A 13688-nucleotide genomic window follows, 5' to 3' on the forward strand; every position below is an offset into this window, starting at 1 on the left:
TGAAAAGACACCGACACAGTTATTGCGCTCGCATCGCAATGCTGCGAAATTTTCCAACGCGCGCGAATCCCGAAGTGCGCGTTTGCAGCGCCGCGCGGCAGTAGGTCGAATCCCATAAGCAGAGGCAAGCGGCGCAACATACCGACTGCCCCTCCTATAGGGCAGATCCGTCCGTTTACACCGATCCCAATGCCGCGTGGTGAACGCGATCCGTATCGCAGCTTGGCGCCGCCGCTTCCTTCTTCTCCAGCAAAGCGTACGTTTTCTGGGCGATCATCAGCTCCTCGTTCGTCGGAATGACGAGGACACTGACCCGGGACTGTTCGGCGGAGATGAGCCGCTCCCCGCTATCCGCCGCTTCGTTGAGCCGCTCGTCGACGGCTACCCCGAGATAAGTCAGCCGCTGCGTAATTTGCTGCCGCAAGTACGACGAGTTCTCGCCGACGCCGCCGGTAAAGACGATCGCATCGACGCCGTTCATCGCCGCGGCATACGCCCCGATATATTTGCGGATGCGGTATTCGTACATCTCCAGCGCGAGTATCGCGCTCGCCTGCCCCTGCCGGGCGGCTTCCTGAATTTCGCGCACGTCGGAGCTGATGCCGGAGACGCCGAGCAGGCCGCTGTGCTTGTTCAGCATGGAGCTGATCTCATGCAGCGTCAGCTCCTCCTTCATCATGAGATAAGGGAGGATCGCCGGATCGAGATCGCCCGAACGGGTTCCCATCATCAGCCCTTCGAGCGGCGTCATGCCCATGCTCGTGTCGACCGAGCGGCCGGCTTCGATGGCCGTGCAGCTGACCCCGTTGCCGATATGGCAGGTCACCATATTCAGCTGCGTGACGGGCTTGCCGAGCAATAGCGCCGCGCGGCGGCTGACATATTCATGCGACGTGCCGTGAAAGCCGTAGCGGCGAATACCGTATTTGCGGTGAAGCACCCGGGGAATCGGGTACAAGTACGCCTTCGCGGGGAGCGTCTGATGGAAAGCCGTATCGAATACGGCGACCTGCGGCACATCCGGGAGATGCTCCTCCACGGCGGTAATGCCGACCATATGCGCCGGGTTATGGAGCGGGGCGACGTCGTACAGCCGCTTGATCTCCCGCTTGACTCCGGCGTTAATGAGCACCTCGCCCGTGAACACCTCGCCGCCGTGGACGACCCGGTGCCCGACGCCGTGAATGTCCGTTACGCTGCGGAGCACTCCGGTATCCGGGTTCGTCAGGAGGCGCAGCATCAGGCTGATCGCCTCCGAATGCGTCATAATCTCTTGCACGAGCGTCACTTCGTGTCCCGCGCCGTCCTGCTGAGAGATCAGCGCCGTCTCCGAGCCGATCCGCTCGACTCTGCCCTTGGCGATGAGCCGCTCGCGCTGCATATCGAACATTTGATATTTCAAAGAGGAGCTGCCGGAATTGATAACCAGGATGTTCATATTCTTTCCCCTCCGTCGGTATATTGGAAAAAGCCTCTGCCCGTTTTGACCCCGAGCCTGCCGGAGCGCACGGTTTTCTTGAGCAGCGTATTCGGCCGGAATTTCACGTCCCCGAATTCGAGAAACAAAGCCTCCATCGAAGCGAGCACGGAATCGAGGCCGAACCGGTCGGCCATTTCCAGCGGGCCGTAATGAAAGTCGTAGCCGAGCTTCATCGCTTTGTCGATGTCCTCGGCGGAAGCGACGCCCTCCAGCAAGGCGTGGATCGCCTCGTTGATCAGAACGCAAATGAGCCGGGTCGTCACATAGCCGGGAGATTCGTACACCTGCACGCTCTCCTTGTCCAGCACCTGCTCGGCGAACCGTCTCATTCGGGCGAACGTCTCCTCCGACGTATTCATGCCCCGCACCAGCTCGACCATGCGGATTTGCCCCGCCGGATGCAGGAAATGCATGCCGATCGTCCGGTCCGGATAAACAAGCCTGCTTGCCAGCAAGGTCAGGCTGAGCGTAGCCGTATTGGTGGCAAGAATCGCATCCGGCGGAAGAATGCGGTCGAGCTCGATGAACAGCCGCTGCTTCGTCTCGAAATGCTCCGTAACCGACTCAATCGCAAGCTGGCATTCCGCCAAAGCTTCCATATCCGTAACCTTGTGCAGCCTGGAGAGGATCAGCTTTTTCTCCTGACGTGTAAGAGCCCATCGTTCCATCTGCCGGTCCAGATGAGCCTCGATCGCTTCAACGGATTGTCCGAGCAGCTCGGGCGTTTTATCGTAGAGAAGCACGTCCAAACCTTTGGACGCCAGCATAACGGCGATGCCTTGTCCCATCGTGCCTGCGCCGATAACGGCGATTTTTCTAAGTTCCATCTCTCTCACTCCTTCCATTCTTATTGTAAGATCGCTGCACGGGAAACTCTGTGATCCTTTTCACAAGGAACTTATTCCGGGCGGGAGCGGCGCCGCAGATTGGAGCAAAACGCAGCCCTCAACGCGGATTAGCGGGGGATATTGTCGAAGCAAAACGAAGTTTAAAAAAATTCCGGCAAGTGTGATTTTAAGCACATTCTTTTATCTTGAGGTCTGGTACATTATAGCCATGGGGGACAGCAAAACACCCCGCAGCGCCAAGCTTCATAACAACAAGGTTCGCAAGATGAAGCTTCGGAGCATAAAGGCTTCACATAACAACCAAGCAACGCTATGAAACAGGGAAAGGAGAATCGCCATGAAGAAAACATCCGGATCCAATCGATCTCCGCTGGTCGAAAAGATTTTTTACAAATAAGTTTGTGAAAAAAAGAACATTCCAGTTTTACAATTAATTTCATGTTAAAACTTCATATCAAAGAATGGGAGAGGATTATCATGTTAAAGTGGATTAGGGAAAACGTTTATGCGGCCGGATTATTTTTCATCATTCGGGTTTACCTCGGATGGGAGTGGCTGACGGCAGGCTGGCACAAGCTGACAGGCGGGTTCGACGCCACAGGGTTTATTAAAGGGGCCGTCACCAAGCCGATTGTCGATAAGGCGACCAACGAGCTGGTTTATCCGACCTTCACCGCCTTCCTGGAGCATTTCGCACTGCCGAACGCGACATGGTTTAACATCGTCATTCCGATCGGCGAATGCTTGGTAGGCCTTGGACTTATCCTCGGCGCATTGACGACGACGGCGGCATTCTTCGGTATGCTGATGAACTTCATGTTCATGTTCGCGGGCACCGTAAGCACTAACCCTTGGCTGATCCTGATTGGCGGACTCGTCTTCCTGGCTGAAACGAACGCCGGACGCTTCGGAGTCGACTACTACCTGATGCCGCTGCTTCGCAAAGCGTTTCATAAGATGAGACACGGCGGACACAACGGCCCGACAGCGGCGGACGGCAAGCCTAAAGCGGTGCATGTATAACCGTCCGGCACATCAAGCCAAGTCGGCAAGGAGCAGCAAGAACAGCAAGAAGCGTGGTGAAAGAGCGGCCGGGGAGCGGAAGCTTCTCTCGGCCGCAGGCCGCGAATGCATCGCCGAACATCAAGAAGCCCGCTTGCAAGACCGGCAGGGAGCGCGGCTGCTATCAAGCAAGCAGACGGAGCCCGGACTTGGATCAAGTCCGGCGCTCTTCTGCAAGCGGCAAGACGGCAAGTGTAACGATAACGGCAAGCGATAAACGGAGGTCATGACCATGGACAGGAAAATGGCTTATGAAACGCAAGGCGACTTGGGGACCGCGCACGAAACGGAGCTTTCCGAGGCGCTGGAGAGATTGAAGCGGGAACACGACGACCTGCTGCGGGCATTGAACGGGATGTATGCTCAGGCAAGACTGGCGGAACGGGAAACCGATCCGAAGCGGGCCCTGCCGTTATTGCTTCAGCTGCGGCTGGGAGCGACGGCCTTTCTGGAAGAGCTGGAACGCCATTCGGAATGGGAGGAGCACGAGCTGTATCCGTTCTTGAACGATTATTTCCACCGCAAGCATGCGCCGTCGATCGTGCCTTCGCTGTGGATGCTGGAGAAAGATCATGAACTGGCGACCGACAATCTGAACTCCTACCTGAAAGCCGTTCGCGTGATCGAGAGCAACCCCGATGCGATGCTGCCGAGCCAAGCGGCCGGCTACCTGATTCATGCCTGCCGCATTCTGCAAGAGCATTTGCGCCAGGAGGAGCAGCTCGTATTCCCGATGACGGAGCAGGTGCTGACGGACATGGATTATTTGTTCTCTTAGGCTGCTGGTTTCTGGTATGCAGATGCCATGTAGATGCTATGCAGATGCAAAACCTGCTGTGCAATCGGGGAAAAGGCTTGACGCAAGATATTGTGAAATAAATCACATAAAAGCGGCGGAAGCCCGCTTATCCATTGGAGGCGAAACTATGGCAGTCAGAGAAAAGCAGGCGGCATCAGGCAGCGCGGTTACTGCGCAAGAAGAAGTGAACGGACTCGTTCAAAAGGCGAAGAAAGCATTGCAGGCCATGCTGCAGCTAAATCAGCAAGAGGTCGACAACATCGTGCAGCAGATGGCGCTGGCCGGGCTGGATAAACATATGGCGCTTGCCAAGCAAGCCGTCGAGGAGACGGGCCGCGGGGTCTATGAAGATAAAATTACGAAAAATTTGTTCGCCACCGAGTACATTTATCACAGCATCAAATACGACAAAACAGTCGGCGTCATCGAAGACAATCCCTATGAGCACTACCAGAAGGTTGCGGAGCCCGTAGGCATTATCGCCGGCGTGACGCCGGTGACGAACCCGACGTCGACGACGATGTTCAAGGCGCTGATCGCGATGAAAACGCGCAATCCGATCATCTTCGCCTTCCATCCGTCCGCTCAGCGCAGCAGCGAGGCCGCGGCGCGCACGGTCATGGAGGCGGCGGTGAAGGCGGGCGCTCCCGAAGGCTGCATCCAGTGGGTCGAGCATCCGTCTCTGGAAGCGACTAACCTGCTCATGAACCATCCCGACGTCGCGCTGGTGCTGGCGACAGGCGGAGCCTCCATGGTCAAGGCGGCGTACAGCACAGGGAAGCCGGCGCTCGGCGTAGGCCCGGGCAACGTGCCCTGCTTTATCGAGAAAACGGCGAATTTGCAGCAGGCCGTAACCGATCTGATTTTGTCCAAGACGTTCGATAACGGCATGATCTGCGCCTCCGAGCAGGCGGTCATTATCGAGGAGCCGGTTTACGCGCAGACCAGGCAGTTAATGAGCCATATGGGCTGCTACTTCTTGAATAAGGAAGAGACGGAAGCCGTATCGAAGCTGGTCATCAACCCGGAGAAATGCGCGGTCAACGCCGTTATCGTCGGCCAGTCCGCCGTCCAAATCGCGGGGATGGCAGGCATCACGGTGCCGGAGAATACGAAGGTGCTGGCGGCCGAGCTGGGCGGCGTCGGCGAAGCTTATCCGCTGTCCGCCGAGAAGCTGAGTCCGGTGCTGGCCTGCTACAAGGTGAAGAACGCCTCCCAGGGAATAGCCCGGGCGGCGGAAGTGGTCGCTTACGGCGGCATGGGTCACTCCTCCGTCATTCATTCCAATGACGAGCAGGTAATTGCGGAGTTCTCCGCAGCGCTGCAAACCGGCCGGATCATCGTCAACGCTCCGTCGACGCACGGCGCGATCGGCGATATTTACAACACGAACCTGCCGTCGCTGACGCTCGGCTGCGGCTCTTACGGCCATAATTCGACGACGGCCAACGTCACCGCGGTCAATCTGCTGAACATTAAGCGGGTCGCTTACCGCACGGTCAATATGCAGTGGTTCAAAATTCCGCCGAAGGTGTATTTCGAGAAAGGCGCGACGCAATATTTGGAGAAAATGCCGGACATCTCCCGCATTCTGATCGTCACCGATCCGATGATGGTGAAGCTGGGTTATGTCGAGCGCGTCGAATATTATTTGCGCAAACGGAAGACGCCGGTATCGATTGAAATTTTCGCCGATGTCGAACCCGATCCTTCCGTCGATACGGTCGAACGCGGCACCAGGCTGATGGAATCGTTCCAGCCGGACTGCGTGATCGCGCTCGGCGGCGGTTCTCCGATGGACGCGGCCAAGGCGATGTGGCTGTTCTACGAATATCCGGATACGAGCTTCCAATCGCTGAAACAGAAATTTCTGGACATCCGCAAGCGGGTGTACAAATATCCGCGCCTCGGCCGCAAAGCGAAGTTCGTGGCGATTCCGACGACTTCGGGCACGGGCTCCGAGGTGACCTCGTTCGCCGTCATTACCGACAAGCAGGCGGGCCATACCAAATACCCGCTGGCCGATTACGAGCTGACGCCGGATGTAGCGATTATCGATCCGGATTATGTATACAGCCTGCCGAAAACGGCGGTAGCCGATACGGGGATGGACGTGCTGACCCATGCGATCGAAGCTTACGTATCCGTCATGGCTAACGATTATACGGACGGTCTGGCGATCAAGGCGATTCAGCTCGTGTTCCAATACCTCGAGCCTTCGTTCGCCGCGGCGGACCCGCTGGCAAGAGAGAAGATGCATAACGCTTCGACGATAGCGGGCATGGCCTTTGCCAACGCCTTCCTGGGCATTAACCACAGTCTGGCGCACAAATGGGGCGGCGAGTTCCATACGGCGCACGGACGGACTAACGCCATATTGATGCCGCACATAATCCGGTACAATGCGCAGAAGCCGACGAAGTACGCTTCGTTTCCGAAATACAGCCATTTTGTCGCCGATCAGCGCTACGCGGAGATCGCCCGTATTCTGGGCTTGCCCGCCCGCACGACGGAGGAGGGCGTGAACAGCTTGATCGAGGCGGTCCGCAAGCTGAATCAGGCGCTCGGCATTCCGGCCTCCTTCTCGGAGCTCGGCATCGACCCGCAAGTATTCGAGAGCAAGGCCGACGAGCTCGCCGACCGCGCCTTCGAGGATCAATGCACGACGGCGAATCCGCGGATGCCGCTCGTTACCGAGCTGGCGGAGCTGTACCGCAAGGCGTTTTACGGAAAATTCGAATAACGGCGTTATCGATTCTATGATCTGATCTTATCGTGCAAAGCTGAGATAATATTTTGGAGGTGCCTGTCATGGCAATGAAGGAAGCGGAGCTGCAGCAGCAGAAGCAGCAAGCATGGGAAGCGTATTACGAAGGGTTTCGCTCCGGCAAATGGAAGACCCATATCGATGTAAAAGATTTCATCGACCGGAACTTGACTCCCTATACCGGCGACGAAGCGTTTCTGGCCGGTCCGACGGAGGCGACCGTCGCGCTCTGGGAGCGAATCCGCGAGCTGATGAAGCAGGAGAATGCCAACGGAGGCGTGCTGGACATCGACGTGAACACGGTATCGACGATTACGTCCCATGCGCCGGGTTACATCGATCAGGAGAAGGAACAGATCGTCGGTCTCCAGACGGACGCTCCGTTCAAGCGCTCCGTGCAGCCGTTCGGAGGCATCCGGATGGTCGTGGACGCTTGCGAGGCGTACGGCTTCCAGCTGCCGGAGGAGATCGTCAAGCTGTTCACCGATATCCGCAAGACGCATAACCAGGGCGTATTCGACGCCTATACGACCGAGATGCGCACGGCGCGGAAGGCGGGCATCATTACCGGCCTACCCGACGCCTACGGGCGCGGCCGGATCATCGGCGATTACCGCCGCGTCGCCTTGTACGGCGTCGACCGGCTGATCGCGGCGAAGCGGGAAGAGCAGCTTCAGCTCGAAGTGGACGCGATGACCGAGGAGGTCATCCGCGCCCGCGAGGAGCTGTCCGAGCAAATCGCCGCGCTGCGCGAGCTGAAGCGGATGGCCGCCTCCTACGGCTGCGATATTTCCCGGCCGGCCGTGTCGGCCCAGGAAGCGGTGCAATGGCTGTACTTCGCCTACCTCGGCGCGATCAAGGAGCAGAACGGGGCCGCGATGAGTCTCGGCCGCGTATCCAGCTTCCTCGACATTTATATCGAGCGCGACTTGAAGGCAGGCAGACTGACGGAGGAAACCGCGCAGGAGCTGATGGACCATTTCGTCATGAAGCTCCGTATCGTGAAGTTTCTGCGCACGCCCGATTACAACGAGCTGTTCAGCGGCGACCCGACCTGGGTGACGGAATCCGTCGGCGGCATGGCGCTGGACGGAACGACCCGCGTGACGCGCAGCTCATTCCGCATCCTGCATACGCTGTACAACCTCGGGCCCGCGCCGGAGCCGAATTTGACGGTGCTCTGGTCGCCGCGTCTGCCCGAGGCGTTCAAAGCTTACTGCGCCAAGGTGTCGATCGAGACAAGCTCGATTCAGTACGAGAATGACGATCTGATGCTGCCGCAATTCGGCGACGATTACGGGATCGCCTGCTGCGTATCGGCGATGCGGATCGGCAAGCAGATGCAGTTTTTCGGAGCCCGCGCGAATCTGGCCAAAGCGCTCCTCTACGCAATTAACGGCGGCGTGGACGAGAAGCTCGGCATTCAAGTCGGACCGGCCATCGCGCCGATCCTGAGCGAGACGCTCACGTACGACGAGGTCATGCCGAAATACGATATCGTGCTGGAATGGCTGGCCAAGCTGTATATCAACACGCTGAACGTCATTCACTATATGCATGACAAGTACAGCTACGAGCGGCTGGAGATGGCGCTCCACGACAAAGATATTTTGCGCACGATGGCATGCGGCATAGCGGGCTTGTCCGTCGTCGCCGACAGCTTGAGCGCGCTGAAATACGCCAAGGTCCGCCCGATCCGCAACGAGCGGGGCATCGCCGTCGACTTCGAGATCGAAGGCGAATACCCGCAGTACGGCAACAACGACGAGCGGGTCGACCGCATTGCCGTGGAGCTGACGGAAGCGTTCATCGCCAAGCTGCGCAAGCATAAGACCTACCGCAATGCGGTGACGACGATGTCCGTGCTGACGATCACCTCGAACGTCGTCTACGGGAAGAAGACCGGCAGCACGCCGGACGGACGCAAGGCGGGAGAGCCGTTCGCTCCGGGAGCCAATCCGATGCACGGCCGCGACCGCAAAGGCGCCTTGGCTTCGCTCGCTTCGGTAGCGAAGATTCCTTACGAGAGCAGCCTGGACGGCATCTCCAATACGTTCTCGATCGTCCCGAAGGCGCTCGGCAAGGAGCAGCAGGCGCGGGTGAACAATCTGGTCAGCCTGCTCGACGGCTATTCCGCGACCGGCGGCCATCATCTGAACGTGAACGTGTTCGACCGCGAGCATCTGCTCGACGCGATGGAGCATCCGGAGAATTATCCGCAGCTGACGATCCGCGTCTCCGGTTATGCGGTCAACTTCGTCAAGCTGACCCGCGAGCAGCAGCTCGACGTCATCCACCGGACGTTCCACGGATCAATCTGATTGGATCTGATCTGATCGTCTGATGAACAAGAAGAACTAGCTCAAGCGGAAACAGTCCGTAGAAACGCAAGCGTTCGCCTTCAACCCCGGATATCGGGCGGTTAGTCGTACCGGGCAATCCGGGAGGGGCGGCGCTCAAGGAAAGGAGCATACCGTATGAACGGCACTTTACATTCCCAACACAGTCACGCCGGAGCCGTCCACTCTCATACCGGCCGCATCCATTCGATCGAAACGTTCGGAACGGTCGACGGCCCGGGCATACGCTTCGTGCTGTTCATGCAGGGCTGCGCGCTGCAATGCCAATACTGCCATAATCCGGATACTTGGGATTCGGCCAAGGGCCGGGTCGTCACCGTAGACGAAATTCTCGGCGAGCTGGAGCCGTACCTGGAATATTACAGGCGCTCCGGGGGCGGCATTACCGTCACCGGGGGAGAGCCGACCTTGCAGGCCGCGTTCGTCGCCGCCTTGTTCACCGAAGTCAAGCGGCGCTGGGGGCTGCACACCGCCCTCGATTCGTCCGGCTTCTGCGAGCCCGACCATGTGCAGGAGCTGATGGAGGTGACGGATTTGGTGCTGCTCGACGTGAAGCATATCGATCCGGCGAAGCATACGGCGCTGACCAGTCAATCCAACGAGCGGACGCTGCATTTCGCCGAGCTGTTGTCCGCGCAGGGCAAACCGGTCTGGATTCGCCATGTGCTCGTCCCCGGCCTGACCGACGGCAGCGAGGATCTGAGGAAGCTCGGCGCTTTCCTGGGCAAGCTGACCAACGTCGAGAAGCTGGAGCTGCTGCCTTATCACCGGATGGGCGTATACAAATGGCAGCAGCTCGGCAGGCCTTATCCGCTGGAAGGCGTCGCCGAACCGGACGAACGCGAGGTGGAGCGGGCCAAGCGGCTGATTGCCCAGGGGATGGGCGGGAGTTGGTGAGCGGACGTGGAGCGTATTGGAACCATCTTATCCGAAACGCCTCCATACAACCGATGCAACCGATGCAACCGATTATAATGAAAACAAGCGGTCCTTTCCGGATATATTCGGAGCGGGCCGCTTGTTCGCTGTTTCTGCGCTCTTGCTGTGCGGCGCCTTGGCGGAACGGATTGCTTGCCGCCGCGGCGCGCCTGTTTCATGCTCTTTGTGACAGCCGTCCGTGTCCGGTTCTCCCCGGTTCGAATAGCCATATGAAATAAACCTCCATCGGGGCTTTCGGCTTTCCAAGAAGCGAAGCGCCCGGTTATAAGCAGGTTTATTCGCCGATTGGAATACAGCGATGCGATCGCTGTAAAGGACTTAACATTCCGATGCGGCAGATAAAGGCGAACAGGTGGTGAAAGGTTTGGCGCGAAGCATACGGAAAGGCTCGTCGCCCTGCAAGCCGGTGTCTTCCAAGACGGGAATCCGGCAGAATGCGCTGGCGGCGGGGTGGACATCCGCCAACTGGTCGGGGTACGCCGTGAAGAAAACGAAAAAAAATTCATGCCGCAGCATCTCCGCCTATTGGAGGGTACCGCGGATAAGAGCAAGCGAGTCAGACAAATATTCCTCGACTTGGATCGGCATTGACGGATTCGGTAACTCCTCGTTAATTCAAACCGGAACCGAACAGCACTACAAGAACGGCAAAGCCCATTATTACGCCTGGTGGGAAATACTGCCTGCGGCCGAGACGAGAATCCCTCATAAGGTTTCGGCCGGCGATTGGATGTATGCGAGCATTTCCCGGCGAAGCGGCGCGAATCGATGGCGTATTGTCCTTGCCAATCGAACCCAAGGCTGGGTTTTCTCCAAAACGGTCGCCTACAGCGGACCGGCTCTTACCGCGGAATGGATCATGGAGGCGCCTTCGCTCAACAATCAGATAACCAATTTGGCCAAGTATACCCGGCTTCCGTTTACCAGGTGCCGCCTCAACCGGAGCAACCCGCGGCTCAAGTCTGCGCAGAGAGGCGTTATGGTTCAGAACGGCAAGACAGTCTCCACGCCGTCTCTTCCAAGCAAGAGCAAGGACGGCTTCTTCGCAGCCTACGGTTCCCGAACGCCCCGGCCACCGAAATAACCCGAAGCAGCGGCTTTGCGCCGGGCAGCGCTTTTCCAGATTCCAATGGCTCTTCCGCGCTTTTTTCACCAGGCTTCAAAAGCCCGGCCGTTTCCCCGCGACATTTCAGTTTTAAGCCGACCTCCTTCCGGGGCGGCTTATTTGTATGGCTGCGTATCCCTTGGATGAAGAAAAGCGCATAATTAATGTATACTTATTAGTACCCGGAACGAATAGGTAAGCAGCTAAAAGGAGATCCATAAGCAATGAAATCCGACCGTATCAAATTTCCGCCGGGATTTTGGGCGGGATTGCAGCAATTGGGGATGGACCCGCAGGACGTAGCCCGCAAAGCGCGGCTGCCGCTCGCCGCAATTGCCGATGAGGCTGAAGTCACCGCCTCCCAATATTTCGCCGTTTGGCAAGCGTACGCCGATCTCGCAGGTGACGCGGCTGCGGGAATCGTCCGGCTCGTCACCGTCTTTGCAACGGCGCAATATCCGCCGACCGTCCTGGCTACCTATCATGCTCGCGACTATCGCGATGCCCTGAACCGGATGGCCCGGTATAAGCGGCTGTGTCCTCCGGAAAGCTTGCGGATAACCGAAGAGGGAGAGCGCTGTACCGTCGAATTGGAATGGATGCCCGGCAAGCGCCCCGTACCGCCCGTGCTGGTCGGCACCACGCTGGCCTTTCTTCTGGAGCTTGGACGGCGCGGCACGGGCCGGCCTATCACCGCAATGTCCGCGGAATTTACTCACTCGATGGGAGATGTACAGCCCCTTGAAGCTTACTTCGGATGTCCTGTTCGGACGGGGGCGGCCGAGAACCGGTTGACGCTGCGCCGGAGCGACCTGGACCGCCCTTTTATATCGTATAACCAAGAGCTGCTGGAGATCCTGACTCCCGTGCTGGACCGCTCGCTGGATGAACAGATCAGCCGTTCCGTCTCTGATATGGTCAAGTGGTTTTTGAAGCGCAGCTTAACCGGAGGGCGCCTCGACATTCGGACTGCGGCGAGCGGGCTCGGCATGAGCGATCGAACCCTGCAGCGCCGCCTTACGGAGGAAGGGACAACGTTCAAGCAGCTGCTGTCGCAGGTTCGGCATGAACAGGCGCGGCAATATTTGACAGATCCTGAGCTTGATATAAAAGAAGTGGCGTTCTTGCTTGGATACGAAGACCAGAACTCGTTTTATCGCGCCTTTCGCAATTGGGAAGGCGACACGCCTTCCCGCTGGCGTTCCCGGCATATCGAGGCAAACCCGCGGTTATAGAGCACCAATCTCATCTAATTAACCTCACCAAATTCCGCCTGATCCGTCTCGCGCAGTTCTCGTATTTTTCCGAGTTTTCGCATTTGGCGGATTCAACAAGAAATTTGGCGCTGCGGGCTAGTTACGGAACGATCCGGACCAAGTAATATGATCTCTATCCTAAGCAAACCGGAGCAATCCGAAGCATTATACGTTTGCTGTGAACGACAACAAAGGAGATATCAGTTATGGATATGGGATTAAGGAACAAGACCGCTTTAGTAACCGGATCGACCAGAGGCATAGGGAAAGCCATTGCCGTTGAACTTGCCAGAGAAGGCGCCGATGTACTTGTTAACGGACGGAATCGTGACGAGGTCGAAAGAACGGTAAGCGAATTGAAATCGGAGTTCCCGTCGACTTCTCCGCAGAACGCTGCCGCCGATATTGCAAATAAGGAGCAAAGGGCAGCTTTATTTGAGAAGTTTCCCCGCGTCGACATCCTGGTCAACAATATGGGGATTTACGAAATCATGTCCTATGAGGACGTTGACGACGCGGTGTGGGAAAGGTATTTTCGTACGAACGTGCTCGCCGCCAACGCATTGTCTAAATTTTATTTGCCCGCCATGTTGAACAACAATGACGGACGAATTATTTTTATCGCCAGCGAAGAAGCGGTAATGCCTTCGGGGCAGATGCCTCAGTATGCAATGACCAAATCGATGCTGTTATCGCTGTCCAAAAGCCTGTCCAAACTGACGATAGGCACGGAAGTCACATCCAATGCAATTATGCCGGGACCGACGCTTTCCGAAAATGTATATCAAATTATCGACGGCCTGTTTCCGGACGATAGGGCTTTTTCGGAAAAGGAGAAACAATTTATGGCGGCAAACCTGCCTCAATCCGAAATCCAGCGCTTTATCAGACCTTCCGAAATAGGCAGGCTGGCCGCATTCGTATGCAGCCCTTATGCATCCGCGTTTAAAGGTTCCGCCATCCGAATGGACGGGGGTATGGTGCCTACGATTTTTTAATGGTAACGGCTCGGGTTTGGCTGCTTCCGGGACATAACCCGCCGGCCAAGCCCGTAGTACCGTAGTAAGCAGCT

11 protein-coding genes are annotated in these 13688 nt (G+C 57.4%); 9 read left to right on the forward strand and 2 right to left on the reverse strand.

Annotation, left to right across the window (positions count from 1 at the left end):
• Positions 1-175: 175 nt before the first annotated feature.
• A complete protein-coding gene (locus SK3146_RS24520) occupies positions 176-1438 on the reverse strand; it encodes an acetate/propionate family kinase (protein WP_249861227.1) in 1263 nt (420 codons plus the stop codon).
• Positions 1435-2307, reverse strand: coding sequence for a 3-hydroxyacyl-CoA dehydrogenase family protein (locus tag SK3146_RS24525; RefSeq protein ID WP_249861228.1), 873 nt, complete (start codon positions 2305-2307; stop codon positions 1435-1437). Before SK3146_RS24525 ends, SK3146_RS24520 begins: the two co-directional genes overlap by 4 nt.
• Before the next feature lie 495 nt (positions 2308-2802).
• Here SK3146_RS24525 and SK3146_RS24530 point away from each other — a divergent pair, with 495 nt between their 5' ends.
• The 9 genes from SK3146_RS24530 to SK3146_RS24570 all read left to right on the forward strand — a co-directional run bounded on the left by SK3146_RS24530 (position 2803) and on the right by SK3146_RS24570 (position 13614).
• Positions 2803-3351 carry a DoxX family protein gene (locus tag SK3146_RS24530; RefSeq protein WP_249866421.1) on the forward strand — a complete coding sequence of 183 codons (549 nt, stop codon included), beginning with the start codon at positions 2803-2805 and terminating at the stop codon, positions 3349-3351.
• Positions 3344-3607, forward strand: a complete 264-nt coding sequence (locus SK3146_RS24535) for a hypothetical protein (protein ID WP_249861229.1) — start codon at positions 3344-3346, stop codon at positions 3605-3607. Before SK3146_RS24530 ends, SK3146_RS24535 begins: the two co-directional genes overlap by 8 nt.
• A gap of 15 nt (positions 3608-3622) precedes the next feature.
• Positions 3623-4168, forward strand: a complete 546-nt coding sequence (locus SK3146_RS24540) for a hemerythrin domain-containing protein (RefSeq protein WP_249861230.1) — start codon at positions 3623-3625, stop codon at positions 4166-4168.
• Between the two features lie 148 nt (positions 4169-4316).
• On the forward strand, positions 4317-6932 hold the full coding sequence (gene adhE / locus SK3146_RS24545; protein WP_249861231.1) for a bifunctional acetaldehyde-CoA/alcohol dehydrogenase: 2616 nt from the start codon (positions 4317-4319) through the stop codon (positions 6930-6932).
• Positions 6933-7000: 68 nt separating this feature from the next.
• On the forward strand, positions 7001-9277 hold the full coding sequence (pflB, locus tag SK3146_RS24550) for a formate C-acetyltransferase (protein WP_249861232.1): 2277 nt from the start codon (positions 7001-7003) through the stop codon (positions 9275-9277).
• A gap of 156 nt (positions 9278-9433) precedes the next feature.
• Positions 9434-10213, forward strand: coding sequence for a pyruvate formate-lyase-activating protein (pflA, locus tag SK3146_RS24555; protein ID WP_249861233.1), 780 nt, complete (start codon positions 9434-9436; stop codon positions 10211-10213).
• A 406-nt stretch (positions 10214-10619) separates the two neighbouring features.
• Complete coding sequence (locus SK3146_RS24560; RefSeq protein WP_249861234.1) at positions 10620-11339, forward strand: G1 family glutamic endopeptidase; 720 nt, start codon at positions 10620-10622, stop codon at positions 11337-11339.
• Positions 11340-11584: 245 nt separating this feature from the next.
• Positions 11585-12595 carry an AraC family transcriptional regulator gene (locus SK3146_RS24565; protein ID WP_249861235.1) on the forward strand — a complete coding sequence of 337 codons (1011 nt, stop codon included), beginning with the start codon at positions 11585-11587 and terminating at the stop codon, positions 12593-12595.
• A gap of 227 nt (positions 12596-12822) precedes the next feature.
• Complete coding sequence (locus SK3146_RS24570; protein WP_249861236.1) at positions 12823-13614, forward strand: SDR family NAD(P)-dependent oxidoreductase; 792 nt, start codon at positions 12823-12825, stop codon at positions 13612-13614.
• Positions 13615-13688 lie beyond the last annotated feature (74 nt).

The organism is Paenibacillus konkukensis (assembly GCF_023523925.1).
GTDB classification, from domain to species: domain Bacteria; phylum Bacillota; class Bacilli; order Paenibacillales; family NBRC-103111; genus Paenibacillus_S; species Paenibacillus_S doosanensis.

What these genes read in the sequence shown, in the direction of transcription:
- SK3146_RS24520 (WP_249861227.1), bottom strand. Translation starts at nt 1,438, where the DNA reads ATGAACATCCTGGTTATCAATTCCGGCAGCTCCTCTTTGAAATATCAA.
- SK3146_RS24525 (WP_249861228.1), bottom strand. Translation starts at nt 2,307, where the DNA reads ATGGAACTTAGAAAAATCGCCGTTATCGGCGCAGGCACGATGGGACAA.
- SK3146_RS24535 (WP_249861229.1), top strand. Translation starts at nt 3,344, where the DNA reads ATGTATAACCGTCCGGCACATCAAGCCAAGTCGGCAAGGAGCAGCAAG.
- SK3146_RS24540 (WP_249861230.1), top strand. Translation starts at nt 3,623, where the DNA reads ATGGACAGGAAAATGGCTTATGAAACGCAAGGCGACTTGGGGACCGCG.
- adhE (WP_249861231.1), top strand. Translation starts at nt 4,317, where the DNA reads ATGGCAGTCAGAGAAAAGCAGGCGGCATCAGGCAGCGCGGTTACTGCG.
- pflB (WP_249861232.1), top strand. Translation starts at nt 7,001, where the DNA reads ATGGCAATGAAGGAAGCGGAGCTGCAGCAGCAGAAGCAGCAAGCATGG.
- pflA (WP_249861233.1), top strand. Translation starts at nt 9,434, where the DNA reads ATGAACGGCACTTTACATTCCCAACACAGTCACGCCGGAGCCGTCCAC.
- SK3146_RS24565 (WP_249861235.1), top strand. Translation starts at nt 11,585, where the DNA reads ATGAAATCCGACCGTATCAAATTTCCGCCGGGATTTTGGGCGGGATTG.
- SK3146_RS24570 (WP_249861236.1), top strand. Translation starts at nt 12,823, where the DNA reads ATGGATATGGGATTAAGGAACAAGACCGCTTTAGTAACCGGATCGACC.